The organism is Amycolatopsis sp. A133 (genome assembly GCF_031082405.1).
Classification (GTDB): domain Bacteria; phylum Actinomycetota; class Actinomycetes; order Mycobacteriales; family Pseudonocardiaceae; genus Amycolatopsis.
Window position 1 is genome coordinate 66,807 of the sequence record NZ_JAVHJU010000001.1, and the last position, 25,630, is coordinate 92,436.

Genomic DNA, 25,630 nt, shown 5'->3' on the forward strand with positions numbered 1-25,630 from the left:
GGTGCGGCCTCGGGAGCGGCGGCGCCAAGCGCCCCAATGTGGCGTTGGGTGCGTTGAACGCACCGAACGCCACATTGGGTGCGTTGGACGCACCGAACGCCACATCGGGTGCATCACGGGCACGACAAAAACCGGCTCCACGCACACCGCCTGGGGGCAAACGGTGCAGCGTGGAGCCGGTGGGTTCTGCCCGGGGTCAGCCGACGAAGCGGGCGATCGAGTCCGCCAGCGTCTCGGCGTCCACCCCGAACAGGCGGTCGTGTTCCTCCGCCGTCCCGTACACCCGGGCCTCGCGGTCGCGCCACGTTCCGAACGACCGCAAGCGGTGCGGTACGTCGGCCAGTGCCTCGGTCACCTCGAACGCCGAGGTACCCCGCAGGTACGGCTCCACCAGCACGACGTTCGGCCGCGCGGCACTCACCGCGGCGCGCAGGCCAGCGTGGTCGAACGGGCGGATCGTCGAGGCGTACAGCACCGTCACGTCCGCCGTGGCCGTGGCCGCCAGCACCTGGTCCAGGACCGGACCGACCGCGATCACCACGCCGGCGGTGCCCTGGCGCAGCACGGTGAACTTGTCGGACACCGGCACCGGCTCGCTGTTGGCGCGCTCGGACAGCCGGACGTAGACCCGGTTGTCGCCCGCGATCGCCTGGCTCAGCAGCGGGGCCACCTCGTCCTCGTGGCCCGGGACGTGCACCGTCCAGCCCGGCAGCGTGTCCAGCAGCGCCACGTCACCCGGGGCCTGGTGCGTCCGGCCCCACGACGGGTCGTCGTAGGACGCGCCCACGCTGACCAGCACCGCGCCGACGTCCTGGTGGCCGAGGCCGATCTTGATCTGCTCGAACGGGCGCTCGATCAGGAACGGCGCGTAGGTGTGCACCACCGGCCGCTGGCCGGCCAGCGCGAAGCCGCCGGCGATGTCGATCATCGCCTGCTCGCGGATGCCGAAGTTGTGCACGCGCTCCGGGAACTCCTTCTTCACGTCCCAGAAGAACCACGACGAGATGTCGGCGGTCAGCATGACCACCCGCGGATCCGTGGCCAGCGACTCGACCACCGTCTCGGCGAAGACGGTCCGCATCTGCTTCCTGGTCACCTGGGCGGTCATCGGGTGCTCCCTTCCTCGAGCGGGAGGATCTCCGCGATGACGGCCCGCGGCCGCCCGTCGGTCTCCCCGGTCAGCGCCTTCTCCAGCGCGTCGTGGTCGCGGCCGTCGACCGTGGTCGCGTCCCAGCCCTCCATTTCGAAGCGCCCGGCGATGCCGCCCGGCCAGCCGAGGCTCGCCGTCTTGTTGTCGATGACGATCGCGGTGAGGCGGTCGAGCCCGAGCCGTCCGGCGATCGCCATCGTCTCGTGGTTGCTGCCCTCGTCGAACTCGCCGTCGCCCATCAGGACGAACACGCGGGCGTCCCGGCCCTGGGCGCGCAGCCCGAGCGCGGTGCCCACGCCGAGCGGGAGCCCGTGGCCAAGCGAGCCGCTGCTGATCTCCACGCCGGGCGCCAGGTTGCGGTCCGGGTGCATGCCCAGCGGCGAACCCCACTGCCGCCACGTGTCCAGCGTCTCCGGCTCCATGAAGCCCTTCGCGGCGAGCACCGCGTAGTAGGCCATCGGGCCGTGACCCTTGGACAGGTAGAACCGGTCCCGGTCGGGGTCGTCGATGTTCGACGGCGACACGTTGAGCACGCGTTCGTAGAGCACCCAGATCGCGTGCAGCGTCGAAGCCGCGGCCCAGCCGTGCTTCTCGTCCCCCGTCATCCGGCCGAACAGGCCGCGGAGGTTCTCTTCGGTCATCTGCATGGTTTCGGGTTTCCTCACTCGGGCTTGCGCGCGGTCAGGAGGACGTACCCCAGCGACGGTTCCTCGCTGAACGCGCGGAACCGGCCGAGCGTGACGTCGAACTGCGCGGCCTCGATGTGCTGCAGCGCCTGCTCCCGCAGGGCCTCGAACCGCTCCGCCGCCTTGGTCCACGACGGCTGGGTGTACCGGCTGACGTCCTCCGCGTTCTCGGGCTCCAGCCCGGCCTCGCGCAGCTGGGCCTGATACTCCTCGAGCGAGACCACCGCCACCACGCCCTTGCCGACTTCGCGGACGCGCTCGGCGTCGGCCTCCAGCCCGGCGGGGCTGGGGCTGAGCAGGAAGTCGCCGAGCGCCAGGCGGCCACCCGGCCGCAGCACGCGGGCCGCCTGCCGGATCACGTGCCAGCGGTCCGGCATGTGGTGCAGGGACTCCAGCGCCCAGACGACGTCGAACGACTCGTCCGGGTACGGCAGTTCCATCGCGTCGGCGTACTCGAAGACCACCCGGTCGTCGACGTCGGCCTTGTACGCGCGGTCGTTCGCGCGCTCCACCTGCTTCTCGCTGATCGAGATGCCGGTGACCATGACGTCGTTCGCGGTGGCCATCCGGATCGCCGGCTCGCCGTTTCCGCAGCCGATGTCGAGCAATCGATCGCCCGCCCGCAGCGGCAGCATCCCGGCCAGCCGGTCGGTCAGCCGCGTGGTGGCCTCTTCGAGCGTCACGGACGGGTCGTCCCAGTACCCGTGGTGCAGGTTTTCACCCCAGAGCTGGTCGAGCAGGTCCGCGAAAGCGTCGTAGCCCTTACCAATCTCGTTCGGAGTCGGCTTCGTCACCAGTACCCCTAAGCATCGTTTCGCGTGACCGCGTGTCGATCAACGCCTGGCCTGCAAGGTCTTTCGGAGACTAGGTCAGGCCCGCCCGGCCGGGCATCCCTCGTTCTGATAGCGCCGGGCCGGCCGCAACCGTCCACAAAGGACGTGAAGGCGAGCACTGCCAGGTTGGGGGATGCCCGGCCGGGCGCCCCTTCCCTACCGTCCGAAGCCGGGCCCGCTTCACGCGAGCGGACTGCCCGCGTCGGCACCAGGAAGGGATGGCCATGACCGCCACCGCCAAGCCTTCGGCCAAGCCGGTCGACCTGTTCTCACCGGAAGTGGTCGCCGACCCGTTCGGCTGGTATGCGCGGCTGCGCGAAGAGCCTTCACCGGGCACCGGGACGCTGAACATCGGCACCATGATGGGCGGCCCCGACATGTGGCTGGCCACCCGCTACGAAGACGTGCTCACGGTCCTCACCGACCCGCGGTTCCTCACCAACCCGCCGTCGGACTCGCCGCTGGCGGACATCCGCGACGGCGTCTTCAAGGCGATGGACTTCCCCGAGGACCTGATCCCGTGGATGGCCAACAAGCTCAACACCGCCGACGGCGAGGACCACACGCGGCTGCGCAAGCTGGTCTCCTACGCGCTGACCGCGCGCCGCGTCAACGCGCTGCGGCCCCGCGTCGAGAAGATCACCGAAGACCTGCTCGACCGGATGGCGGAGCTGGGCGCGGACGGGTCGCCGGTCGACATCGTCGAGGAGTTCTGCTTCCCGCTGCCGGTCACGGTCATCTGCGAACTGGTCGGCATCGACGAGCCCGACCGCGCGGCCTGGCACGCCTGGGGCAACGCGATGGCGACGATGGACGGGCCGAAGATCCCGCCCGCCCTGCGCGAGTGCATCGCCCTTTCCCGCGAGCTCATGGCCCGGCGGCGCGTCGAGCCGAAGGACGACCTGGTCACCGCCCTGGTGCAAGCCCAGGCGGAGGACCCGAGCCGGGTGTCCGACGACGAAATCGTCGGCATCCTGTTCAGCCTCGTCACGGCCGGCCACCAGACGACGACGTACCTGATCGGGAACTCGGTGCTCTTCCTGCTCGAGCAGCCGGAGCAGCTCGCGCGGCTGAAGGCCGAGCCGGCGCTGTGGACGCAGGCTGTGCGCGAGCTGCAGCGCCTGGGCCCGCTCCAGTTCACGCAGGCGCGGTTTCCGTCGGAGGACGTCGAACTGGGCGGCGTCACGATCCCGCGGGGGACGCCGGTCGCGCCGCTGCTGCTGGCCGCCAACACCGACCCGCGCAAGTTCGACGAGCCGGACAAGCTGATCGTCGACCGGCTGTCCGTGGCCAACGAGATGCACCTGTCCTTCGGCAAGGGCATCCACCGCTGCCTGGGCCAGCACCTCGCCTACCAGGAGGCCGAGGTGGCGCTGCACGGGCTGTTCACCCGGTTCCCGGATCTCGCCCTCGCCGTGCCGCGCGAGGAGATCCCGTGGATTCTGCGGCCGGCGTTCACCCGGACCAAGACGCTCCCCCTGAAGCTCGCCTGAGCGCAGGGCCCTCTCGAAAGGCAGTCCGCACGTGCACCGACCTGTGTCATCCGGGGCTTCGCCCCGAGCCGGGGGCTCCGCCACCCGGACCCCCGGAACGATGGCGGATGCCGAGAAGTGGTTGCGCCGTTTCGAAAGGGCGCCGGACGCGCGCGCCCGCCTGGTGTGCCTGCCGCACGCCGGCGGCTCGGCCAGCTTCTTCTTCCCGCTGGCCAAGGCCCTCGCGCCCGCGGTGGAGGTCTTGGCGGTCCAGTACCCGGGCCGTCAGGACCGGCGCCACGAGCCGCCCGTCGACAGCATCCGCGGGCTGGCGAACCGGCTCGTGGAGGTGCTGCGCCCCTTTGACGACCGGCCGCTGGCCCTGTTCGGGCACAGCATGGGCGCGATCATCGGCTACGAAATGGCGTTGCGGATGCCCGAAGCCGGGCTGCCGGCCCCCGTGCACCTGTTCGCGTCCGGGCGGCGGGCGCCGTCGCGCTACCGCGACGACGACGTGCACGGCGTGTCGGACGAGCGGCTCGTCTCCGAACTGCGCAAGCTCGGCGGTTCCGACGCGGCCATGCTCGCCGACCCCGAACTGCTGGCGATGATCCTGCCCGCCATCCGCAGCGACTACCGCGCGGTCGAGACCTACCGGCACGAACCCGGACGGCAGCTGGACTGCCCGGTCACGGTGTTCACCGGCGACCGCGATCCGCGCGTGTCGGTCGAGGAGGCCCGCGCCTGGGCCGAGCACACCACCGGGCCGTCCGACCTGCGGGTGCTGCCCGGCGGCCACTTCTTCCTGGCCGAGCAGGCCGCCCCGATGATCGCGGCCATGACGGAGAAACTGGCCGGCGCCGCGCTGGCCACGGGAGGGAACTCGTGACGCGAGCCGCGGTCCGGCGGGCGCTGGCGCCCAGCGAGAGCATCCACGCCGCCAAAGAGGCCTACATCGGGTACACCGTGCGTGCCGAGGGCCGGCTCGCCCCGGACGCGCTGGCCACGGCGTTCGAGGCGGTCTGCCGGGCCTACCCCCAGCTCTCGGCCCGGGTCGAGTTCACCGGCGAAGGCGCCGTGCTCACCGAGTCCGATGCGACGCCGGGAATTCGGTTCGCCGACGGCGATCCTTCCCGGCCCCTGGCCGGGCTGGACCTCGACCAGAGCCGGTCGTTGAGCGCGCTCAACGTCGTCCGCGACGGCGACGAAGCCGCCGTCTGTCTGGCGATCCAGCACAGCGTCGCCGACGCCCACCACGCCATGGCGATCCTCTCGGCGCTGTGGTCCTGCTACACCGACGTCGTCGAGGGGGTGCCGCTCGACCTGGGCCGGCACCCGTACCCGCGATCGCTGGAAGACCTGCTGGCCGAGCGCGGCATTCACGCGAGCGGCCCGGCGACGGCGCCACCGGCACCGGCCGAACGGCCGGATCCGGTCGTCCGCCACGTCGTCCAGCTCCGGCTGACCGAGGCCGAGACGACGGCGCTGGCGGAACTCGGGCACCGCGAGAAGGTGACGATCAACGGCCTGGTGTCGGGCGCGGTCCTGCTCGCCGAGGCCGAGATCCGCGACATGCCGCTGACCGACCTGATCTACCGGTACTCGGTGAACCTGCGCGGCCGGCTGACGCCGCCGGTCGAGGCGACCGAGGGCACGAACGTGCTCGGCGGCGTGGGGTTCAAGGTGACGGACGGGATCGCGCCCGACGCCGTCGCGATCGGCCGGGCGATCGGCGAACAGCTGCGCGCCGGCCTGGCCGACGGCTCGGTGCAGCGCAGCATCCTCGACATGTTCTCGAGGCCCGCGGCCGCGAAGCCGTGGGACCCGAAGCTCGCGCTCGCCGTGGTCAGCATCATGAACTGGGGCGTGGCCCCGCCGATGCGCACCCCGGACGGCCTGCGGCTGACCAACCTGCACTCGGCGTCCCGGATGCGGGAGACCATCGCGCTCGGCGGCTACGTGATGAGCAGCTTCGGCGGCCGGGTCGGCATCGACCTTGGCTGGCCCGAAGGCGATCCGTCGCTGCCGGACCGCATCGGCAGCGTGGGCGAACGGCTGACCCGCCTGACTCGTGAGCTGTGAGGTTCTCTTGACGGACGCAGACGTCGTCATCGTCGGCAACGGCCCCATCGGCGCCACCCTGTCGGTGCTGCTGGCCCAGCGCGGCCGGCGGGTGACCGTGCTCGAACGCCGGCCCCGGCCGTACAAGCTGCCGCGGGCGACGAGCTTCGACGGCGAGACCGCCCGGCTGCTGGCCGCCACCGGCGTCGGCCCGGACCTCGGGCGGATCACCGCGCCCGCCAACGGCTACCAGTGGCAGACCGCCGACGGGCAGCCGCTGCTGGACATCGCCTTCACCACGCAGGGCCCGTACGGCTGGCCGGACGCGAACACCATGCACCAGCCGGCGCTGGAGGAGCTCATCGCGGCCCGGGTGCGGGAACTGCCCGGGATCACCGTGCTGCGCGGGCACGAGGTCGTGGCCATCGAGGACGGCGACGAGCACGTCCAGGTGACCGCGACCGACGAAGACGACGTTTCGCGGACCATCTCGGCGCGGTGGGTCGTGGGCTGCGACGGCGCCAACAGCTTCGTGCGCGAGCACCTCGACGTGCCGGTGACCGACCTCGGCTTCTCCTACGAATGGCTGCTCTGCGACGTCCAGCTGAACGAGCCGCGCGAATTCGTGCCGACGAACGTGCAGATCTGCGACCCCGCCCGGCCCACGACGCTCGTGGGCAGCGGCCCCGGGCGCCGTCGCTGGGAGTTCATGCGGCTGCCGGGCGAGAACGCCGCCGAGCTGAACAAGGACGAGACGGCGTGGCGGCTGATGGCGCCGTTCGGCGTCACCCCGGAAACCGCCACCCTGCTGCGCAGCACCACCTACATCTTCCAGGCCCGGTGGGCCGACCGGTGGCGGGTGGGGCACGTCCTGCTCGCCGGCGACGCGGCGCACCTCATGCCGCCCTTCGCCGGCCAGGGCATGTGCTCCGGCATCCGCGACGTCACCAACCTGGCGTGGAAGCTGGACCTCACGCTCCGCGGCTTGGCCCCGGAGTCTCTTTTGGACAGTTACGGCGAAGAACGCCGGGCGCAGGCGAAGGAAGCGATCCTCGCGTCGGTCCAGCTGGGCCGGGTGATCTGCGTGACGGACCCGGCGGCCGCCGCCGAGCGGGACGCCACCGTGCTCGCCAACCGGCGCGGCAAGCCGGCGGGCCGGCCCGAACCGGCGAAACCGCTGACGACGGGGCTGCTCCACGAAAGCCCGGGAGCGGGCGTGGTCGTGCCGCAGGGACGCGTGCGCGTGGCCGGCACCACCGGGCTGTTCGACGACGTCGTCGGCCGGGGTTTCGTCCTGCTGACCACCGAAGAAGCCCGCTCGGAGTTCCTCGCCGAGCTCGGGACGCACGTCGTCCGGCTGGACGACGACGTGGACGTCGACAACGTCTACCGGCCGTTCCTGGCGCGGTACGGGGCGGCTTCGCTGCTGGTCCGCCCGGACTACCACGTCTTCGGCACCGCCGGCCCGGGCGGCCTCGACGCCCTCGCGGACGACCTGCGCGACCGCCTGCGCACCCCGGTCTCCACCGCCTGAACCCCCGGTCACCAAACGGTCGTGAGTGGTAAGGCGGGTTCTAACCCGCCTTACCACTCACGACCGCTGCGGCAGACCTAGTCCTCGTAGGTCAGGTTCTTGCCGTTCGACGGGTCGAACAGCTTGACCTTGTCGGCGTCGTACCAGACCTCGAGGTCGGCGTTTTCCGCCGCCGACGACTCCGCCGACAACCGCGCCACGATCTGGGACTCCGCGCCCGGCACGTCCGCGGACCCGCTGTCCGCGGCGAGCTCGGCCAGCTCGGCGGCGGTGGCGGCCTCGCCCTCCACCGTGAAGTGGGCGAACTTCTCCGAGCCCATCGACTCGAGCACGTCGATGTGCGCGGTGAAGGTGGCGCCGCCGGTCTTCTGGCCGGCTTCCACCACCGCCGCGTCCTCGAAGTGCTCCGGCCGGATGCCGACGATGACGTCGCGGGGCGCGTTCGCCCGCTCCACCAGCTGCCGGACGCGGTCGGTCAGCGGCGTCGTGCCCAGCGCGCTGTGCAGCTCGTTGTTCTCCAGCGTCGCCGGGACGAAGTTCATCGACGGCGAGCCGATGAACCCGGCCACGAACAGGTTCGCCGGGTTGTCGTAGAGGAACTGCGGCGCCCCGATCTGCTGCACGTACCCGCCGCGCAGCACCACGACCCGGTCGCCCAGGGTCATGGCCTCGGTCTGGTCGTGCGTCACGTACAGCGTCGTCGTGCCGAGCTGCTTCTGGATCTTCGACACCGACGTCCGCATCTGGCCGCGCAGCTTGGCGTCCAGGTTGGACAGCGGCTCGTCCATCAGGAACGCCTTCGGGCTCCGGACGATCGCCCGGCCCATCGCGACGCGCTGGCGCTGGCCACCGGAGAGGTTGGCCGGCTTGCGGTCCAGGTGCGCGGTCAGGTCGAGGATCTTCGCCGCTTCCTCGACCTTCGCCCGCACCGTCTTGTCGTCGACCTTGGCCAGCCGCAGCGGGAAGGCCATGTTCTCCCGGACGCTCATGTGCGGGTAGAGCGCGTAGGACTGGAACACCATCGCGATGTCCCGGTCCTTCGGGGCCTTCTCGTTGACGCGCTGCCCGTCGATCCGCAGTTCGCCGGAGGAGATGTCCTCCAGGCCCGCCACCATGTTCAGCGTCGTCGACTTCCCGCAGCCGGACGGGCCGACCAGGATGATGAACTCGCCGTCGCCGATGGTGATGTCCACTTCGGACACGGCGAGGGCGCCGTCGGGGTACTTCTTCGACACCTTGTCGAGCACGATCTCTGCCATAGCGCTACCCCTTCACCGCACCGGAGGTCAGCCCCGCCACGATGCGACGCTGGAAGAACAACACGAACACAATGATCGGGACGGTGATCACGACCGCGGCCGCGCACACCTGCCCCGTCGGGTCCTCGAACTGCGAGGACCCGGTGAAGAACGACAGCGCCGCCGGCACCGTGCGCGACGCCGTGGTCGACGTCAGCGAGATGGCGAACAGGAAGTCGTTCCAGCAGAAGATGAACACCAGGATCGCCGTGGTGAACACGCCCGGCGCGGCCAGCGGCGCGATCACCCTGCGGAACGCCTGGGCCGGCGTCGCGCCGTCCATCTTCGCCGCCTTTTCCAGCTCCCACGGGATTTCCCGGAAGAACGCCGACAGCGTGTAGATCGACAGCGGCAGCGCGAACGTGATGTAGGGCAGGATCAGCCCCGGCCACGTGTCGAACAGCGCCAGGTTCCGCTCGATGTTGAACAGCGGCGTCACCAGCGACACCTGCGGGAACATCGCGATCAGCAGCGACAGCCCGACGAGCAGCTGCTTGCCGGGGAAGTCCAGCCGCGCGATCGCGTACGCGGCCATCGTGCCCAGCACCACCGCGATCACCGTCGAGATGATCGCGATGCCGATCGAGTTCACCAGCGCCAGCAGGAATTCCGACGTCTGGAAGATGTCCGCGTAGTTCTGCCACGTCCACGAGACCGGGATGAAGTTCCCGTCGGTCAGCGTGTCCTTGGTCTTGAACGACAGCGACACCACCCAGAGCACCGGCACCAGCGCGAACACGAGCACGAGGATGTCGACCAGGCCCCACCTGACTTTGCGGCCCGTCGTGACGGTTCCCATCACCATCAGCGCTTACCCCCGTTGTCCGAACCCGGTGCGGCCGTGCCGAACACCTTGATGAAGAGGAACGCGATGATCGCCACCGTGATGAAGATCAGCACGGCCATCGTCGAGCCGATCCCCAGGTTGAGGCCCTTGACCAGGTTGTTGTAGGTCTGCATGGACACCGACCCGGTGTCCTGCGCGCCGCTGGTGAGCACGTAGATGTTGTCGAAGATCCGGAACGCGTCGAGCGTGCGGAACAGCAGGGCCACCAGGATCGCCGGCTTCATCACCGGCAGCATCACCTTCGTGAACCGCTGCCACGCGCTCGCGCCGTCCATCGCCGCGGCCTTGAGCAGGTCGTCCGGCACCAGCGCCAGCCCCGCCATCAGCAGCAGCGCCATGAACGGCGTGGTCTTCCACACCTCCGCGCCGATGATGATGAACAGCGACGGCCACTGTTCGGTCAGCGGCGCCGCGTCGGCGGTGAGCATGTTCGCCAGGTACCCGGTCTTCGGCGTCCACGCGTAGTACCACGAGAACGCCGCCACGACCGTGACGATGCCGTACGGGATCAGCGCGACGGTGCGGACCAGGCCGCGCCCGACCAGCGTCCGGTGCATCACCAGCGCCAGCGCCATGCCGAGGACGAACTCGATCGCCACCGACACCACGGTGAGGAACATCGTGGTGCCGAACGCCGTCCACCAGTACGAATTGGACAGCACGGCCGCGTAATTGTCGAAGCCGACGAACTCCTGCTGCGCCGGGAACCGCAGGTCGTACCGCTGCAGCGACAGCCAGATCGAGTAGAGGATCGGGTAGCCGGTGACGGCGATCATCACGATGAACGCCGGCGCGCACAGCCAGAGCCCGAGCCGTCTTTCCGCCTTCTTGCCTTCGGAGAGAACGGGTTTGGCCTTCTTGCGCGGTGTCGCCTCCCCGGCGACGGTGGCCCCGGTGGTGTCGGCCGGGGTCGAGTCCTGGACGGTCACGGGATCACTCCCTTCGACTGGAGCGCGTCGCCGAGCTGCTCGCGCAGCTTGGCCGCGGTCGCCTGCGGATCGATTTCGGCCGGTGGCGAGAGGATCTTCGACATCACCGTCGACATGTTCTGGTACGCCGGGGTCAGCGGCCGCACGGCGGCGTCCTTCAGCGCGTCCAGGATGGCGTCGCGCATCGGGTACTTGATCGCCATGTTCGGGTTGTCGTCACCCGCCGGCTTCGCCGGGTCGAGCGGCGAGTCGTTGTGGTACACCGACTCGATGGTCGGCGGCACGCCGTCGTTGATCGCCGAGAACTTCTGGTTCTCCGCGCTCCGCAGGCACAGTGCCGCCTCGTACGCCTCGGGCTTGTGCGCCGACAACGAGCTGACCGCGAGGTCGTAGCCGCCGATCGTGGTCTTGGCCGGCGTGCCCGGCTTCGCCTCGGGGTAGACCGCCCACTTCATGTGCGAGACGTCCTGCGGCTTGTCCTTCGCGTAGGAGGCGTAGACGAACGGCCAGTTCAGTTCGAACGCGGCGTCACCGCGCTGGAACGTCTGCCGGACGTCGTCCTCCTTCGAGTTGGTCAGCGACGGGTCGGTGATCCCCGACGAAGCGATCTGCTTCAGCAGGGCCAATGCCTTGACGGCGCCGTCGTCCATCACCACGGACTTGCCGTCGTCGGACAGGATGTGCCCGCCCATCGACTCGACCAGCGTGTTGTAGAAGACGACCAGGCCTTCGTACTGCGCGCCGGTGAAGACGACGCTGTACGGCTTGTTCTGCTGCTTGAGGTCCTTGGCTTCGGTGATCAGCTCGTCCCACGTCTTCGGGGGCGTGGGCGTGATCCGGTCGTCGTACCAGAGCAGCTGGACGTTCGTGTTCTTCGGTGCCGCGTAGAGCTTCCCGTTGTAGGTCGCGGTTTCCAGCGGGCCCTGCAGGACTCCGGCGGAGGCCGCGGCCTTGTTCTGGTCTTTCCATTCGTCGATCCACCCGGCTTCGGCGAACTCCGAAACCCAGGTGACGTCGAGCCCCAGGACGTCCATCGCGGTGTCTCCCGCCGCCAGCCGCCGCGCCATCTGGAGCCGCTGGTCGTCGGAGCCGCGCTGCAGCTTGTTGTAGACGATTTCGTAGCGCCCGCCCGCCGCCTTGTTGCAGTTGTCGACGACTTTCTGGAAGCTGTCCTCGGGCGCGTAGTAGACGTTGATCTTCAGTCCGCCGCCCGAACCGCAACCGGCCAGCATGCCGGTCACCAATGCCCCTGCCCCCAGCAGGACGGCGGTGCGGCCGGGCGAACGTCCCCGTTTGCCCGCGCCGATCCTCTTCCCCATAAGGCCTCCTCACCCGCGTGCACGCCGGTTACCGCGGTACCCGGTGGCACCGCGACGCGATGAGGCGAAACCGCGCCAGCACCCCGACGTGCTAGTGCTCGGGCCGCCGCGCTGGTGGGGCGAGGCCGCCCGACTGGTGTCGGCCAACTTATGCCGGGCGATCACACCCCGCAAGCAGTATCGGTAACGATTCAGCCCACCGCGCGTCGAATCGTGATTTTTCCCTGCTAGGGGTGGGGTTCTTAGGGGTTGGCCGATGGCGGCTTGAGGGCCAGCTTCGCGAGCAGTTCGCGACCCTGTTCGGCCGAGCGCGGCTGGCACAGGACGTCGTACCGGCCGGCGACGAGCTGGCTCGCCGAGGAGAAGTCCCGGCGGCCCCGCGACATGCTGTACCCGATCGCGGCGAACATCAGGCCGGACAGGACTCCGAGCACGAGCCCGGTGAGCACCTGCAACGCGAACCCCTGGTTGACGAACAACCCGAGCAGCAGCCCCGCGAACAGGCCGAACCAGGCGCCGGACACCGCGCCGGTGCCGAGCACGCGGCCCCAGCTGAGCTTGCCGATCACGCGCTCGACGAGCATCAGGTCGACCCCGACGATCGTGACGTCGCCGACGGCGAACTCGCTGTCCGCGAGGAAGTCGACCGCCTTCTGCGCCTCGCCGTAGGTCGCGTACGACCCGATCGGCCAGCCGGTCGGCGGGGTCGGCAGCCGCGGGAGGCCACCGGGCGCCCGCCCCCCGCCAAAGGGACTACTCACATCATCACCTGCGCACTCGTGGGTCCGGGTGTCCATCTTGTCAAGAACACCCGGGTGGTGCGAGCCGCTTACCCCGAAAGGCCCGAGCGCTTGTCGCCCTGTCGACAAGTCGCTTCCCACTTTCCCTACGAAAGCTCAACCCCGGGTCCCCGGGGCGGAGCTTTCACGTGAAAGCTCCGGTCAGGAGCGGGACTTGTACTCGCGCAGGAGGCCGCGGCTGATGATGGTCTTCTGGATCTCGCTGGTGCCCTCGCCGATCAGCAGGAACGGCGCCTCGCGCATGAGCCGCTCGATCTCGTACTCCTTCGAGTACCCGTAACCGCCGTGGATGCGGAACGCGTCCTGCGTGACTTCCGCGCAGTACTCGGAGGCGATCAGCTTGGCCATCCCGGCCTCGACGTCGTTGCGGGCACCGGAGTCCTTGAGGCGGGCCGCGTTCACCATCATCAGGTGCGCGGCCTCGACCTTGGTCGCCATCTCGGCCAGCTTGAACGCCACGGCCTGGTGCTCGGCGATCGCCTTGCCGAACGTCTTGCGCTGCTGCGCGTACTCCACCGCCAGCTCGAACGCCCGGATCGCGATGCCGCACGCGCGCGCCGCGACGTTCACGCGGCCGACCTCGACACCGTCCATCATGTACGCGAAGCCCTTGCCCGGCGCTTCGCCGAGGACCATGTCGGCGCCGATCTCGTAGCCGTCGAAGACCGCTTCGGTCGTGTCGACGCCCTTGTAGCCCATCTTGTCGATCTTGCCGGGGATGGTCAGCCCGGGCGCGACCTCGCCGAAGCCCTCCGGCTTCTCGACGAGGAACGTCGTCAGGTTCTGGTGGGGCTTCTCGGCGCCCTCGTCGGTCTTCACCAGCAGTGCGATCAGGTTGGACGATCCGCCGTTCGTCAGCCACATCTTCGAGCCGTCGATGACGTAGTGAGCACCATCGTCGCTACGCCTCGCCTTGGTCTTGATCGCGGCGACGTCGGACCCGAGGTCGGGCTCCGACATCGAGAAGGAGCCGCGGACCTCGCCGGTGGCCATCCGCGGCAGGAAGTGCTGCTTCTGCGCTTCCGTGCCGTGGCGGGAGATCATGTGCGCCACGATGAAGTGGGTGTTGATGACGCCGGAGACGCTCATCCAGCCCCGCGCGATCTCCTCGACGACCAGCGCGTAGGTGAGCAGCGACTCGCCGAGCCCGCCGTACTCCTCCGGGATGGTGATCCCGAACAGGCCCATCTCCTTCATGCCCGCGACGATGTCGGCGGGGTAGGCGTCGGCGTGCTCGAGCTCCTGCGCGTGCGGGATGACCTCCTTGTCCACGAACTGGCGGACGGTCGCGAGGATCTCCGACTGCACGTCGGTCAGGCCGGCGGTCTGGGCGAGACGGGCCATCACGGCTCCCTTTCCGGAATACGACGCCGCTCCCGGCGCTGGGTTACCGGTGAGTATGACCCGAAAGCCGCAACCCTGCTATGAGGGCGCTCACGCTCGGCGTGATCGGCCCCGTAAAGTGCGGCGGGGAGGGGAGAGATCGTGACTTATCCGCAGGACCCGAACAACCCGTACGGCCAGCAGCCGCCCTCGGGTGGCTACCAGCAGCCCGGATACGGCCAGCAGTACCCGAGCGGTGGTTACCAGCAGCCGGGCTACCCGCAGTACCCCGGCTACCCGGGGATGCAGGGGCCGCCGCGGGAAGGTTCCGGGCTCGCGGTCGGCGCACTGGTCTGCTCGATCGCCGGCATCTTCCTGTGCGTGCTCGTGACCATCGCCGGCATCGTGATGGGCCACATCGCCTACGGCAAGGCCAAACGCGGCGAAGCCGAGGGCCAGGGCGTCGCGCTCGCGGCGATCATCGTGGGGTACGCGGGGATCGTGCTCGGCATCGCGCTCGTCGCCCTCGCGATCGCCTTCGGCTTCTTCAGCTCCGTGCACTGACCCGGGGCACCGACGTTGGCTTCCCACCCGCACCGAGGGGATCCGTCATGACCGACCCGTCCGGGGACAAGGACCGTCCGGCCGCCGACCCGACCGTGGCGTACGACCCGCCGCCGCCGGCGGGCCCCGCGTCGTACGAGCCGGAGAACTACGACCCGCCGTCGCCCGACGCCACGATCAGCGCGACGACGCCGGCCGGCGACGCCTCGACCCCAGCGGACACCACCGCGGCGGCGCCGACGCAGGCGGCCGAGTCCCCGGCCACCGGCGCCTCGACCCCAGCGGCCGGGTCCCCGGCCACCGAGGCCCCGGCTCAAGCTGCCGAGTTCCCGTCCCCGGCCCCTGAGGCCCAAACCGCCGGCGACCGGACCCCCGCCACCGGGTTCCCGGCCCAAGCCGCCGCGGACCAGCCCGGCCACCTGCCGCCCGGCGCCTACGAAACCCCCGCGGCGTACATCCCCGGCACGCCCTACGCACCTCCGGGGCAGCCGATCCCCCAGGCCTACCCGCAGCAGCCGTACCCGCCGGCGTACGGCCGTGCGTACACCGGGCCGGCGCCGTACAGCCAGCCCTACGGGACGCCCCCGCGCGGGCAGGACAACGCCCTCGCCATCGGCGCGCTGGTGTGCTCGATCCTCGGCTTTTGCTCCGGGATCACCGCCATTGCCGGGCTGGTCATGGGCCACATCGCGCTCAGCAAGACCAACCGCGGCGAAGCGGGCGGCCGCGGGCTGGCCACGGCCGCCGTGATCGTCGGCTACGTCGTGCTCGCGCTCTGGGCCGGCTTCTTGACCACCTTGATCATCCTGGGCTCGAACGGCTACCTCAGCAGCTAGTCCGCGGCCGGCAGCACCGCGTCGCCGGGGCTGCGCGGCGACGGCGTCGCGTGGCCGTTCACCTCCGGTTTCGCCTCGACCGCGGCGGGCTCCGGTGCGGGCTCCGGGGCCGGGGCGGCCTGCGCGGCCGGGGCCGCCGGCCTCGGCGTCTGCGCGTCGAGGAACCGCAGCAGCTCCACCGGGAACGGCAGCACCAGCGTCGAATTCTTCTCCGACGACACCTGCACGACCGTCTCCAGCAGCCGCAGCTGCAGCGCCGCCGGGGTGTCGGCCATCTGCGCGGCGGCCTGCGACAGCTTGTACGACGCCTGCAGCTCACCGTCGGCGGAGATGACGCGCGCGCGTCGTTCCCGCTCCGCCTCGGCCTGCCGCGACATCGAACGCTTCATCGCCTCCGGCAGCGCGACGTCCTTGATCTCCACGCGGTCGATGTGGATGCCCCAGTCCAGTGCCGGGCTGTCGATCATCAGCTCCAGGCCCTCGTTGAGGCGCTCGCGGTTGGACAGCAGGTCGTCGAGTTCGCTCTTGCCGATGATCGAGCGCAGCGACGTCTGCGCGACCTGGCCGACCGCCGAGCGGTAGTCCTGCACGTTGACCGCCGCCACGACCGGGTCGATGACCTTGAAGTAGACGACCGCGTCGACGCGGACCGTGACGTTGTCGCGGGTGATGCCGTCCTGGGCGGGCACCGGCATGGTCACGATCTGCATGTTGACCTTCTGGAGCCGGTCCGCGAACGGCACCAGCACCATCAGGCCGGGTTCCGCGACCCGCGATCGCACCCGGCCGAACCGGTAGACCAGACCGCGTTCGTACTGCTTCACGACCCGCACGCTCGACGCGAGCCAGGCGCCGCCCGCGAGGACGACGGCGCTGAGGATCTCCACCACCATGACTGCTCCCGGGGTTGCGTTTTCCCCTTGAAAGCCCAGCGTACGCCCGCTGGAGAGCCGACGAAATGCATTGGACGCGGCTGCCAGGCTGGGGCGGTGACCGATCTTCGGATTCCCCCGCTGTTCGCCGCCCGCGCGCCGCGGGTGCTCGGCGACGGCGCCGTCCCCTGGCTGGCGGCCCTGCCCGGGCTCGCCGCGGAGTACGCGCGGAAGTGGGGGTGTGCGTTCGAGGGCGAGGCGATGCACGGCTACGTCGGTGTGGTGCAGCCCGCGCGGCTCGCCGACGGCACGCCGGTGGTGCTGAAACTGGGCTGGCGGGACGCCGAGTCCGCCGACGAGCCGCTCGCACTGTCCACATGGGCCGGTCGCGGTGCGGTGCTGCTGCTGGATTCCGCGCCCGACGACGGCGTGCTGCTGCTCGAACGGCTCGACGCCGGGCGCACCCTCGACGACCTCCCGCTGCGTTCGGCGATCCCGCTCATCGGCGGCCTGGCGCGGCGGCTGGCCGTCCCGGCGCCGGCGTCGATGGGGCGACGGCTGCGGGCCGAAGCCGGGTCCCTCGTCGAGGAACTCCCCCGCCGCTGGGCCGAACTCGGCGAGCCGTTCGAGAAGCGGCTGGTCGACGCCGCCGTCGCGATCTGCCGCGAGCTCGGGCCGTCGGCGGGTGAAGAGCTGGTGAACGAGGACCTGCACTTCCAGAACGTCCTGGCCGGCACGCGGGAGCCGTGGCTGGTCATCGACCCGAAGCCGCTGGCCGGCGACCTCGAGTGGGGCGTCATCCCGCTGTTCTGGAACCGCTTCACCGAGTCCACACTGGACGAACGGTTCGCGCTGATCGTCGCGTCGCAGGAGCTGGACGCCGCGAAGGCGCGGGCTTGGACGCTGGTGCGGGCCGTGCAGAACTGGATCTGGATGATCGAGGAGTACGAGGAGACCGGCGAGGACAGCGACGACCCGGCGTTCATCACAGTGCCGGAAATCGCTACCTGGGCAGCCAGCCGATAGTGTCAGCGGCATGGCCGCGGTCAACAGGGTTTTCGCAGCTCAGCTGTCCGGGTTGCCGGTATTCGGCCCGGATGGGGAGTCGATCGGCCGCGTCCGCGACCTGGTCGCCGGGCTGCGTCTCGACGCGCAGCCGCCGCGGATCCTCGGCCTGGTCGTCGAACTGACCACCCGGCGGCGCGTCTTCGTCCCGATGCTGCGGGTCACCTCGATCGAGCCGACCGCCGTGACGCTGGCCACCGGCTCGGTCAACATGCGCCAGTTCAACCAGCGGCCCAACGAGGTCCTGGTGCTCGGCCAGCTGCTCGACGCGCACGCCACGCTGGCCGGGCCGGGCACCCGGATCACCGTCGTCGACGCCGGGATGGAGCCGACCCGCACCCGTGACTGGGTGCTGGCCAAGCTGGCCATCCGGGAGCGGCGGGTCGGGCTGGGCCGGCGCCGCGCGCCCATGCAGGTGCTGCCGTGGCCGGAGGTGGCCGGGCTCGGCCTGACCGACCTCACCGGCCAGCCCCAGGGCGCGGGCCAGCTGCTGATGCTGTTCGACACCATGCGGGCGGCCGACATCGCCGCGACCGTGCGCGACCTGCCGCTCAAGCGGCGCCACGAGGTCGCCGACGCGATGGACGACGAGCGCCTCGCCGACGTCATCGAGGAACTGCCGGACGACGACCAGAAGGAACTGCTGGCCTACCTGGCCGAGGAGCGCGCCGCCGACGTCCTGGAGGCGATGAACCCCGACGACGCGGCCGACCTGCTGGCCGAGCTGGCGCCGGCCGACCAGAGCCGGTTGCTGGAGCTGATGGAGCCGGAGGAGTCCGCGCCGGTCCGGCGGCTGCTGGAGTACTCGTCGGACACCGCGGGCGGCCTGATGACGCCGGAGCCGGTGGTGCTGACCCCGGACACGACGATCGCGGAGGCGCTGGCGCACATCCGCAACGCCGATCTGCCGCCGGCGCTGGCCAGCATGGTGTTCGTCTGCCGCCCGCCGACCGCGACGCCGACCGGGCGCTACGTCGGCGTCGTCCACTTCCAGCGGCTGCTGCGGGAGCCGCCGGCGGAGCTGGTCGCGAGCGCCGTCGACACCGGGCTGCCGCCGCTGAAGCCGGGGGCGTCGCTCGCCGAGGTCACGCGGTACTTCGCGGCCTACAACCTGACCTGCGGACCGGTCATCGACGCCGAAGACCACCTGATCGGCGCGGTGACCGTCGACGACGTCCTCGACCACCTGCTGCCCGAGGACTGGCGCGAGACCGGGCTGCACGACACCTTGGAGGAAGACCGTGCCTGAGCTGACTCCGGGACGGCGGCTCGACCAGCCCCGCGGCCAGAACCGGTTCAGGTTGAACATCGACCCGGACACCTTCGGGCGGCTGTCGGAGCGGCTGGCGCGGTTCCTCGGCACCGGGAAGTACCTGTTCTGGCAGACGCTGCTCGTGATCGTCTGGGTGGTGCTGAACATCACGGCGGTGTCGCTGCAGTGGGACCCGTACCCGTTCATCCTGCTCAACCTGGCGTTTTCGACGCAGGCGGCGTACGCGGCACCGCTGATCCTGCTCGCGCAGAACCGGCAGGACGACCGCGACCGCGTCTCCCTGGATGAGGACCGGAACCGGGCCCTGCAGACGAAGGCCGACACGGAGTACCTGGCGCGGGAGCTGGCGGCGCTGCGGCTGGCGGTCGGCGAAGTGGCGACGCGCGACTACCTCCGCAGCGAGCTCGACCGGCTCCGGGAGGACCTGTCCGTCCAGCCCAGGAAGTCCCGCACCCCTACCGGCTCGTAACATGGGTGGGGTGACCAGCACCCAGCAGCTCCCCAGCGTCGACGACGTCCGCAGCGCGCTGAAGAGCGTGCAAGACCCCGAGATCCGCAAACCCATCACGGACCTGGGGATGGTCAAGGACGTGGCGGTGGCGTCCGACGGTGTTGTCACCGTCGGGATCTACCTGACGGTGGCGGGCTGCCCCCTGAAGGCGACGCTGACCAACGACACCAAGGCCGCGGTTTCGAAGCTGCCCGGCGTGGTGGACGTGCGCGTCGAACTGGACGTGATGAGCGACGAGCAGCGCTCCGAGCTGCGGAAGTCCCTGCGCGGTGACGCGGCGGAGCCGGTGATCCCGTTCGCGCAGCCGGGCTCGATGACGCGGGTGTACTGCGTGGCCTCGGGCAAGGGCGGCGTGGGCAAGTCGTCGGTGACGGTGAACCTGGCGGCGGCGATGGCCGCGCGCGGGCTGTCGGTGGGGGTGGTGGACGCGGACATCTACGGCCACTCGATCCCCCGCATGCTGGGCGCGCGCGAGAAGCCGACAAAGGTCGACACGATGATCATGCCGCCGCAGTCCCACGGCGTGAAGGTGATCTCGATCGGCATGTTCACCCCGGGCAACACCCCGGTGGTCTGGCGCGGCCCGATGCTCCACCGCGCGCTCCAGCAGTTCCTGGCGGACGTGTTCTGGGGCGACCTGGACATCCTGCTGCTGGACCTCCCGCCGGGCACGGGCGACATCGCGATTTCGGTGGCCCAGCTGATCCCGAACGCGGAGATCCTGGTGGTGACCACACCCCAGCAGGCAGCGGCCGAGGTGGCCGAGCGAGCGGGCGCGATCGCCCTGCAGACGCGCCAGCGCGTGGCGGGGGTCATCGAGAACATGTCGTGGCTGGAGACGCCGTCCGGCGAGCGCATGGAGCTGTTCGGCTCGGGCGGCGGCGCGACGGTGGCTTCGTCGTTGTCGAAGTCGATCGGCTCCGAGGTCCCCCTGCTCGGCCAGGTCCCGATGGACCCGCGGGTCGTCGCCCAGGGTGATGCGGGCACGCCGATCGTGCTGTCCGAGCCGGAGGCACCGGCCTCACTGGTGCTGAGCGACGTGGCGAAGAAGCTCTCGGTCCGGGCGCGGGGCTTGGCGGGGATGATGCTGAACGTGACGCCGGCGGGTCGCTGAGGGTCGCCGGTCACGGCTGGCGGATCGCGGTCGCGGCTGGCGGATCGCGGTCACGGCTGGCGGATCGGGGCCGCCGCTGCCGGCTCTGGCTCCCTGCCGCTTCAGCGGCAAGGGCCCAATGCGCCCCCATCCGGCCACCAAGCGCAGCCCCCGCCCTCTCCGGGGGGTCGGTCCCACGTCCAGTTTATCGGGCCTGTCCGACACAAGGCCGAAAAACGGCCCGCACGCCCCCCGTTGTCCACATCACGGCCGGGCTGTGGAGGGCCGGTCGCGTCGCGCCGGTAGGCGTAGTGGATCAGTCCCGGTAGTGCGCGGCGCCCACCATCTCGCCGTCCAGCCAGGCGGCGATCCCGCGGATGCGGTCGTCGTCGAGCAGGCGGCGCCAGGTTCGCTCGTAGGCGTCGTCGCTGCGTTCGACCTCGAAGTACGTGTCCTTGCCGCGGGCCAGGACTTCCCAGCGGGCGCGGTCGGACTCGGTGAGGAAACCGATGTCCGTTATGTCGCGTCCGGGTCGATCGGCGGGCGCTCGCCCGGCTTGAGCGGCTCGGGCGCCGACTGGGTCTGGCCGGCCAGGTAGCCGTTGCTCCCGTTCGCCGGCGTGCTGCTGCCGTTCGTGATGCCCTTCAAGCCCAGCGGATCCGCGTCGCCGTCGAAGAGGTGCTGCGTCACGACCCGTTTCGGGTCGAAGTTGCGCAGTCCGCGAAGGTCTTCCAGCGGCTTGCGCAGCTGGTCGAACTCCGGGCCCATCTCCTCGCGCAGCTGCTCCTTCGCGCCGGTCGCGAAGTCGCGGACCTTGCGCACGCTCTTCGCGAGCCAGGACGCCGCCTCCGGCAGCCGTTCCGGGCCGAGGATGAAGAGACCGGCGATGATGAGGACGAGGATTTCCCCCCATCCGACACTGTCGAACACCCGTCTACCTCCGCTCGGAACCTACCCGCCCAGGGTACCCGCAGCCCGCCGCGCTCCGGCAGGCCGAACACGGGAACTCAGTCGGAAGCCAGGGTTACGTCGACGACGAAGCTGGCGCCGTCGCGGGCCAGCGACACCGGGACCACTTCGCCGACGTCGTGCGCACGGACCGCGACCGTCAGTTCCGAGGAGTCGCGGACGAGCCGGTTGCCGATCTTCGTGATCACGTCGCCCTCCTTGATGCCGGCGTTCGCGGCCGGGCCACCGGGCGCGACGTTCTTCACCTGGGCGCCCATCGTGGACGAGCCCGCGACCGTCGACGACGCGTTGATGCCGATGTCGGCGTGCTTCACCTTGCCGTCCTTGATCAGCGCCTTCGCGATCTTGATCGCGTAGTCGCTCGGGATGGCGAAGCCGATGCCGATGCTGCCGCCGTCCGCGCCGGCGGAGCGGATCGAGGAGTTGATCCCGACCAGCGCGCCGGTGGAGTCGACGAGCGCGCCGCCCGAGTTGCCGTGGTTGATCGCGGCGTCGGTCTGGATGGCCTCGTAGGTGACCGGCGGGGCGCCGTTGTCACCGCCCGCGGTGATCGGCCGGTTCAGCGCGCTGACGATGCCGGCGGTCACCGAGTTCTGCAGCGCCAGCGGCGAGCCGATCGCCATCACGGTGTCGCCGACCTGCAGGTCGGCGGACTTGCCGACCTGCAGCACGGTCGGGTTGGTGACGTTGACCTTCACGACGGCGAGGTCGGTCTTCTGGTCGGCGCCGACGAGCTTGGCTTCGGTGCGGGTGCCGTCGATGAAGACGGCCGTGACCTTGACACCGGGGTCCGCGGCGGCGGAGGCGATGACGTGTTCGTTGGTGAGGATGTAGCCCTGGGGGTCGATCATGACGCCGGAGCCCTGCTCACCGGATTCGGCGCCGGGCTTGAAGACCTCGAGCGAGACGACGGCGGGCGCGACGCGCTTGGCGATTTCGGCGACGGAACCGGCCGGGCGTTCCTTGCCGGCCTCGGCTTCGGAGATGGTGGCGGAGCCGGTGAGCTCGGTGCCGGTGTCGCCGACCCACCAGCCGACGAAGCCGCCGACGGCGCCGACGAGCAGCGCGACGACGCCGAGCAGGACGAGCGCCTTCGGCTGCACGCGCCGTCCGAAAAGCACTTCGGGCAGGCTGAGCAGGGCGCCGGGTGGCCGGTTGGCCGGTTTTTCCTCGTCTTCGGCGGGCATGGCGGGCCCGGCGAGCACCGCGGCGGCCCCGGGATCGCGCCACGGATCACGGGTGCCGGCCCACAGGGGCGGTTCGGGTTCCCGCGGGTCACCGGTGGCTTCGCGCGGCCGTTCGAGCAGCACACCTTCGGCCCCGGGCGGCCGCCGGAAGGCCTCGGCGAGCGACTCGGGAGCGGGCGGGGCGAGGTTGACGCCGTTGGTCTTTTGCGGGGTGTAGAGCTTGTCGAACGCACCATCAACGCCCTGCGGCCTGCCGAAGACGGCGGCCTGCGCCGGATCGACGGCCGGCCGCGCGAGCGGCCGCGGGCCCAGCCGGTCGGCTTCACGCGCGCCGGGCTGCTCGGGATTCACGTTCGGCTCGGTCATCATTCCCCGGTGCAGAAGATCAGGTGGCTGGGCGTGACGATACCCAAGCCCGGTGCTCCGAGTCTGCCGGTCCGAGGGTGAAGTGGCTGTTTCTTGGGCGGGTTGTCCACAGGGCCGGCGTGATGTGGACAAAACGGCTCGACGGGGCCTTGAACGGGGGTTTCCGTCGGAGGGCGGCGATAGGCTGGACATGGGCACGCCCCCCTAGGGAGGGCGGGGGCAGCGTCGGCGGGGGCAGCGTCCGGCGAGGGCAGCGTCGGCGAGGGCAGCGTCGGCGAGGGCAGCGTCGGCGAGGGCAGCGTCGGCGAGGGCAGCGTCGGCGGGGGCAGCTCCCAGCCCAAGCCGCTTCAGACGAAGAGCCGCTCCCGACGAAGACCGGACACACCGAAGGCCGCCGCGAAGGAATGCCTCGCAGCGGCCTTCAAAGTCTGCTCAGCGGATGCCGGCCGGTACCGCCACCGGAGTCGTGCTCGCCGGGGTCGAAACCGGAGCCGGCTGCTGGGGCACCGCCATCTGGGCCGGCAGCAGGCCCGCCTGCTGGGGCGCTCCGCCGCCCGTCTCGGGGGCTCCGTCACCGTCCGCCGACGTCCCCACCAGGGCCAGCGCGCTCAGCACCAGGCCCGATACCACCACGCCCGCCCCCTGTGCGGCGCGGCGCTTGAAACGGCCGCCGCCGAGGACGTTCGGGGACTGGCCCAGCGGGGCGGATGATCCCAACGGCGCCACTCCGCCCAGCACGCCCGCGTCGCGCAGGCCCGCGACCCGGTCCGGGCGCTGGACCGCGACCAGCTGGCCGTCCGCCGTGATCGCCAGGTTGTCCGGGGCGCTCGGCAGCTCCGTGTGCTGCGGGATCGACTGGAGGCTCGCGAGGAACCCGGCCGACATCGACGGGGCTCCCGCGCCGCGGATGGCGTCGACCGCCTGGCGCTGGGCGCGCACCTCCGCTGCGCACGCCGCGCAGCGGGTGATGTGCGACGCCGCTCGGTCGCGGGCGCCGTGGGTCAGCTCGCCGTCGACGAACGCCACCACGACGTCCGGCAGCAGGTGCGACTCGGGGAGTGCCCAGCCTCGCGGTGCGGTCATACCGTCACCTTCGCAGACTGCGGTGCGTAAGTGCGGCGACGCTCGAGCGAAGCGCGCAGCGCCTGACGCCCACGGTGGATGCGGCTGCGGACGGTGCCCAGCTTGACACCGAGCGTCGCGCCGATCTCTTCGTACGAGAGCCCTTCGACGTCACACAGCACCACGGCGGCGCGGAACTCCGGGGGCAGCTCGTCGAGCGCCGCCTGCAGGTCCGGGTCCAGGTGGGTGTCCGAGTAGACCTGCTCGGGGCTCGGGTCGTCGCCCACGATGCGGTCGGTGTCGTCGGGCAGGCCTTCCATCCGCACGCGCGAGCGGCGGCGGGCCATGTCCAGGAACAGGTTGGTGGTGATCCGGTGCAGCCAGCCCTCGAATGTGCCGGGCTTGTAGGACGCGAGCGAGCGGAAGACCCGGATGAAAGTCTCCTGCGTCAGGTCCTCGGCGTCGTGGGTGTTGCCGGTCAGGCGGTAGGCGAGGCGGTAGACCCGGTCGCCGTGTTCGCGCACGACCTCGTCCCAGGACGGCGGCGTCCAGGCCGCTTCGTCCAGGGTCACCGGCTCGGCCCCGGTGTCGGCAACGGCGTTCTGCATCGCGGGAGCAGGCACCTCCATCTGTGTTTCTCCTGTCTGCTCCACCCAACGCGGGCCCTTGGCACGGTGTTCCCGTGTGTTCGGATTTCAGTCTCTCCGGGTTCCTTATGGTTCTAGTGAGACTGGACTGAGAGCAGGCTGAGAAGTTCTTCCCGGGTGCTTACCAGGGAGCCTGCGCGGATTTATCGACAACCAACGCTAACCTCCGTGCGTGAACACGCCCACCCCTGCGGCCGCACCGGCCGATTCCGGGTTCGTCGACGGGTACCTGCCCGACGACGAGGTGCTGTCTTCGGCCCGGGCGCGGGCCGAGGACCTGGGCTGCACCCCGCTCAGCGCGGGTGCGGGCGCGACGCTGCGTTTCCTGGCAGCGACGCTGTGTGCCAAAGCTGTCGTCGAGGTCGGCACCGGCGCGGGGGTCAGCGGGCTGAGCCTGCTGCGCGGGATGGCGCCCGACGGGGTGCTGACGTCGATCGACGTGGAGCCGGAGTACCAGCGGGCCGCGCGCGCGACGTTCCGCGAGGCCGGCTTCGCGCCGGGCCGCACGCGGCTGATCATCGGCCGGGCGCTCGACGTGCTGCAGCGGCTCACGCCGGGCGGGTACGACCTGGTGTTCGTCGATTCGGCGCACATCGAGTACCCGGGCTGCTACGAGCTGGGCGTGTCGCTGCTGCGCCGGGGCGGGATCATCGCGTTCCACAACGTGCTGGCCGGCGGCCGGGTGATCGACCCGGCCCACCGCGACCCGGAGACCTTGGCCCTGCGCGAGGTGGCCCGCGCGTTCCGGGAGGACGAACGCCTGGTCCCGGCGCTGCTCCCGGTGGGCGGCGGGTTGCTCGTGGGCGCCGCTACCTGAGTTGTCCACAGGGTTGCGGGGCTGTGGACAACTAGGTGTTCTCGGGCGGGTTGGCCGGGGGTCGCCGGTAGACTGGGCTTGGGGACGCCCCCCGGGAAGGGCGGGGGTGTTTTTCC

The 25,630-nt window shown here is 70.6% G+C and carries 25 protein-coding genes; 11 read left to right on the plus strand and 14 right to left on the minus strand.

Features of this window, described 5'->3' with window-relative positions; genetic code table 11:
• Positions 1-196 precede the first annotated feature (196 nt).
• From Q5425_RS00365 to Q5425_RS00375, 3 genes are read right to left on the minus strand one after another with little or no spacing between them, the layout of a single operon-like run.
• Complete coding sequence (locus Q5425_RS00365) at positions 197-1,108, minus strand: transketolase (protein ID WP_308669994.1); 912 nt, start codon at positions 1,106-1,108, stop codon at positions 197-199.
• Positions 1,105-1,797 carry a thiamine pyrophosphate-dependent enzyme gene (locus Q5425_RS00370; protein ID WP_308669995.1) on the minus strand — a complete coding sequence of 231 codons (693 nt, stop codon included), beginning with the start codon at positions 1,795-1,797 and terminating at the stop codon, positions 1,105-1,107. Before Q5425_RS00370 ends, Q5425_RS00365 begins: the two co-directional genes overlap by 4 nt.
• A 14-nt stretch (positions 1,798-1,811) precedes the next feature.
• Positions 1,812-2,630, minus strand: coding sequence for a 27-O-demethylrifamycin SV methyltransferase (locus Q5425_RS00375; RefSeq protein WP_308669996.1), 819 nt, complete (start codon positions 2,628-2,630; stop codon positions 1,812-1,814).
• 257 nt (positions 2,631-2,887) lie between these two features.
• On the opposite strand from Q5425_RS00375, the gene Q5425_RS00380 reads away from it, so the two are divergent.
• The 4 genes from Q5425_RS00380 (at position 2,888) to Q5425_RS00395 (ending at position 7,736) form a co-directional block, all read left to right on the plus strand.
• Positions 2,888-4,162, plus strand: coding sequence for a cytochrome P450 (locus Q5425_RS00380; RefSeq protein WP_308669997.1), 1,275 nt, complete (start codon positions 2,888-2,890; stop codon positions 4,160-4,162).
• A gap of 121 nt (positions 4,163-4,283) precedes the next feature.
• Entirely contained in the window at positions 4,284-5,030 is a 747-nt protein-coding gene (locus Q5425_RS00385; protein ID WP_308670279.1) for an alpha/beta fold hydrolase, read from the plus strand.
• The gene (locus Q5425_RS00390) at positions 5,027-6,223 is read left to right on the plus strand and encodes a phthiocerol/phthiodiolone dimycocerosyl transferase family protein (RefSeq protein WP_308669998.1); all 1,197 of its coding nucleotides are present in this window, start codon (positions 5,027-5,029) and stop codon (positions 6,221-6,223) included. The genes Q5425_RS00385 and Q5425_RS00390 overlap by 4 nt, the downstream gene beginning before the upstream one ends.
• 7 nt (positions 6,224-6,230) lie before the next feature.
• Positions 6,231-7,736, plus strand: coding sequence for a bifunctional 3-(3-hydroxy-phenyl)propionate/3-hydroxycinnamic acid hydroxylase (locus Q5425_RS00395; protein WP_308669999.1), 1,506 nt, complete (start codon positions 6,231-6,233; stop codon positions 7,734-7,736).
• A 77-nt stretch (positions 7,737-7,813) separates the two neighbouring features.
• On the opposite strand, the gene Q5425_RS00400 is transcribed toward Q5425_RS00395, so the two are convergent.
• From Q5425_RS00400 to Q5425_RS00425, 6 genes are all read right to left on the minus strand, one after another.
• Positions 7,814-8,995 carry a sn-glycerol-3-phosphate ABC transporter ATP-binding protein UgpC gene (locus tag Q5425_RS00400; protein ID WP_308670000.1) on the minus strand — a complete coding sequence of 394 codons (1,182 nt, stop codon included), beginning with the start codon at positions 8,993-8,995 and terminating at the stop codon, positions 7,814-7,816.
• A gap of 4 nt (positions 8,996-8,999) precedes the next feature.
• Positions 9,000-9,839, minus strand: a complete 840-nt coding sequence (locus Q5425_RS00405; RefSeq protein WP_308670001.1) for a carbohydrate ABC transporter permease — start codon at positions 9,837-9,839, stop codon at positions 9,000-9,002.
• Complete coding sequence (locus tag Q5425_RS00410) at positions 9,839-10,810, minus strand: sugar ABC transporter permease (RefSeq protein WP_308670002.1); 972 nt, start codon at positions 10,808-10,810, stop codon at positions 9,839-9,841. Before Q5425_RS00410 ends, Q5425_RS00405 begins: the two co-directional genes overlap by 1 nt.
• On the minus strand, positions 10,807-12,129 hold the full coding sequence (locus Q5425_RS00415) for an ABC transporter substrate-binding protein (RefSeq protein ID WP_308670003.1): 1,323 nt from the start codon (positions 12,127-12,129) through the stop codon (positions 10,807-10,809). The genes Q5425_RS00410 and Q5425_RS00415 overlap by 4 nt, the downstream gene beginning before the upstream one ends.
• A gap of 242 nt (positions 12,130-12,371) precedes the next feature.
• A complete protein-coding gene (locus Q5425_RS00420; protein WP_396135112.1) occupies positions 12,372-12,926 on the minus strand; it encodes a general stress protein in 555 nt (184 codons plus the stop codon).
• Positions 12,927-13,070: 144 nt separating this feature from the next.
• Complete coding sequence (locus tag Q5425_RS00425) at positions 13,071-14,273, minus strand: acyl-CoA dehydrogenase family protein (protein WP_308670005.1); 1,203 nt, start codon at positions 14,271-14,273, stop codon at positions 13,071-13,073.
• A 141-nt stretch (positions 14,274-14,414) separates the two neighbouring features.
• On the opposite strand from Q5425_RS00425, the gene Q5425_RS00430 reads away from it, so the two are divergent.
• Both Q5425_RS00430 and Q5425_RS00435 read left to right on the plus strand, forming a co-directional pair.
• The gene (locus Q5425_RS00430; protein ID WP_308670006.1) at positions 14,415-14,816 is read left to right on the plus strand and encodes a DUF4190 domain-containing protein; all 402 of its coding nucleotides are present in this window, start codon (positions 14,415-14,417) and stop codon (positions 14,814-14,816) included.
• Positions 14,817-14,863: 47 nt separating this feature from the next.
• The gene (locus tag Q5425_RS00435) at positions 14,864-15,652 is read left to right on the plus strand and encodes a DUF4190 domain-containing protein (protein ID WP_308670007.1); all 789 of its coding nucleotides are present in this window, start codon (positions 14,864-14,866) and stop codon (positions 15,650-15,652) included.
• Here the strand turns inward: Q5425_RS00435 and Q5425_RS00440 are convergent.
• Positions 15,649-16,545, minus strand: a complete 897-nt coding sequence (locus Q5425_RS00440) for an SPFH domain-containing protein (RefSeq protein WP_308670008.1) — start codon at positions 16,543-16,545, stop codon at positions 15,649-15,651. The two genes, Q5425_RS00435 and Q5425_RS00440, sit on opposite strands and share 4 nt — an antisense overlap.
• Positions 16,546-16,641: 96 nt before the next feature.
• Between Q5425_RS00440 and Q5425_RS00445 the strand changes: the two genes are divergently transcribed.
• Genes Q5425_RS00445 through Q5425_RS00460 form a run of 4 tightly spaced genes read left to right on the plus strand, consistent with a single transcriptional unit; the run spans position 16,642 to position 20,487 of the window.
• On the plus strand, positions 16,642-17,550 hold the full coding sequence (locus Q5425_RS00445; protein ID WP_308670009.1) for an aminoglycoside phosphotransferase family protein: 909 nt from the start codon (positions 16,642-16,644) through the stop codon (positions 17,548-17,550).
• Positions 17,551-17,560: 10 nt separating this feature from the next.
• A complete protein-coding gene (locus Q5425_RS00450) occupies positions 17,561-18,838 on the plus strand; it encodes a magnesium transporter MgtE N-terminal domain-containing protein (protein WP_308670010.1) in 1,278 nt (425 codons plus the stop codon).
• A complete protein-coding gene (locus Q5425_RS00455) occupies positions 18,831-19,331 on the plus strand; it encodes a DUF1003 domain-containing protein (protein WP_308670011.1) in 501 nt (166 codons plus the stop codon). The genes Q5425_RS00450 and Q5425_RS00455 overlap by 8 nt, the downstream gene beginning before the upstream one ends.
• A gap of 10 nt (positions 19,332-19,341) precedes the next feature.
• A complete protein-coding gene (locus Q5425_RS00460; RefSeq protein WP_308670012.1) occupies positions 19,342-20,487 on the plus strand; it encodes an Mrp/NBP35 family ATP-binding protein in 1,146 nt (381 codons plus the stop codon).
• Between the two features lie 495 nt (positions 20,488-20,982).
• Here the strand turns inward: Q5425_RS00460 and tatB are convergent, their stop codons facing one another.
• The 4 genes from tatB to sigE all read right to left on the minus strand — a co-directional run bounded on the left by tatB (position 20,983) and on the right by sigE (position 24,679).
• A complete protein-coding gene (tatB, locus tag Q5425_RS00465; RefSeq protein ID WP_308670013.1) occupies positions 20,983-21,396 on the minus strand; it encodes a Sec-independent protein translocase protein TatB in 414 nt (137 codons plus the stop codon).
• A gap of 77 nt (positions 21,397-21,473) precedes the next feature.
• A complete protein-coding gene (locus Q5425_RS00470; protein WP_308670014.1) occupies positions 21,474-22,991 on the minus strand; it encodes a trypsin-like peptidase domain-containing protein in 1,518 nt (505 codons plus the stop codon).
• 429 nt (positions 22,992-23,420) lie between these two features.
• A complete protein-coding gene (locus Q5425_RS00475; protein WP_308670015.1) occupies positions 23,421-24,071 on the minus strand; it encodes a zf-HC2 domain-containing protein in 651 nt (216 codons plus the stop codon).
• Complete coding sequence (sigE, locus tag Q5425_RS00480) at positions 24,068-24,679, minus strand: RNA polymerase sigma factor SigE (protein WP_396135113.1); 612 nt, start codon at positions 24,677-24,679, stop codon at positions 24,068-24,070. Before sigE ends, Q5425_RS00475 begins: the two co-directional genes overlap by 4 nt.
• 190 nt (positions 24,680-24,869) lie before the next feature.
• On the opposite strand from sigE, the gene Q5425_RS00485 reads away from it, so the two are divergent.
• A complete protein-coding gene (locus Q5425_RS00485; RefSeq protein WP_308670016.1) occupies positions 24,870-25,514 on the plus strand; it encodes an O-methyltransferase in 645 nt (214 codons plus the stop codon).
• Positions 25,515-25,630: the final 116 nt, after the last annotated feature.

What these genes read in the sequence shown, in the direction of transcription:
- sigE (WP_396135113.1), bottom strand. Translation starts at nt 24,679, where the DNA reads ATGGAGGTGCCTGCTCCCGCGATGCAGAACGCCGTTGCCGACACCGGG.
- Q5425_RS00435 (WP_308670007.1), top strand. Translation starts at nt 14,864, where the DNA reads ATGACCGACCCGTCCGGGGACAAGGACCGTCCGGCCGCCGACCCGACC.
- Q5425_RS00475 (WP_308670015.1), bottom strand. Translation starts at nt 24,071, where the DNA reads ATGACCGCACCGCGAGGCTGGGCACTCCCCGAGTCGCACCTGCTGCCG.
- Q5425_RS00470 (WP_308670014.1), bottom strand. Translation starts at nt 22,991, where the DNA reads ATGATGACCGAGCCGAACGTGAATCCCGAGCAGCCCGGCGCGCGTGAA.
- Q5425_RS00420 (WP_396135112.1), bottom strand. Translation starts at nt 12,926, where the DNA reads ATGGACACCCGGACCCACGAGTGCGCAGGTGATGATGTGAGTAGTCCC.
- Q5425_RS00450 (WP_308670010.1), top strand. Translation starts at nt 17,561, where the DNA reads ATGGCCGCGGTCAACAGGGTTTTCGCAGCTCAGCTGTCCGGGTTGCCG.
- Q5425_RS00380 (WP_308669997.1), top strand. Translation starts at nt 2,888, where the DNA reads ATGGCCATGACCGCCACCGCCAAGCCTTCGGCCAAGCCGGTCGACCTG.
- Q5425_RS00365 (WP_308669994.1), bottom strand. Translation starts at nt 1,108, where the DNA reads ATGACCGCCCAGGTGACCAGGAAGCAGATGCGGACCGTCTTCGCCGAG.
- Q5425_RS00425 (WP_308670005.1), bottom strand. Translation starts at nt 14,273, where the DNA reads ATGGCCCGTCTCGCCCAGACCGCCGGCCTGACCGACGTGCAGTCGGAG.
- Q5425_RS00370 (WP_308669995.1), bottom strand. Translation starts at nt 1,797, where the DNA reads ATGCAGATGACCGAAGAGAACCTCCGCGGCCTGTTCGGCCGGATGACG.
- Q5425_RS00440 (WP_308670008.1), bottom strand. Translation starts at nt 16,545, where the DNA reads ATGGTGGTGGAGATCCTCAGCGCCGTCGTCCTCGCGGGCGGCGCCTGG.
- Q5425_RS00405 (WP_308670001.1), bottom strand. Translation starts at nt 9,839, where the DNA reads ATGGTGATGGGAACCGTCACGACGGGCCGCAAAGTCAGGTGGGGCCTG.
- Q5425_RS00415 (WP_308670003.1), bottom strand. Translation starts at nt 12,129, where the DNA reads ATGGGGAAGAGGATCGGCGCGGGCAAACGGGGACGTTCGCCCGGCCGC.
- Q5425_RS00400 (WP_308670000.1), bottom strand. Translation starts at nt 8,995, where the DNA reads ATGGCAGAGATCGTGCTCGACAAGGTGTCGAAGAAGTACCCCGACGGC.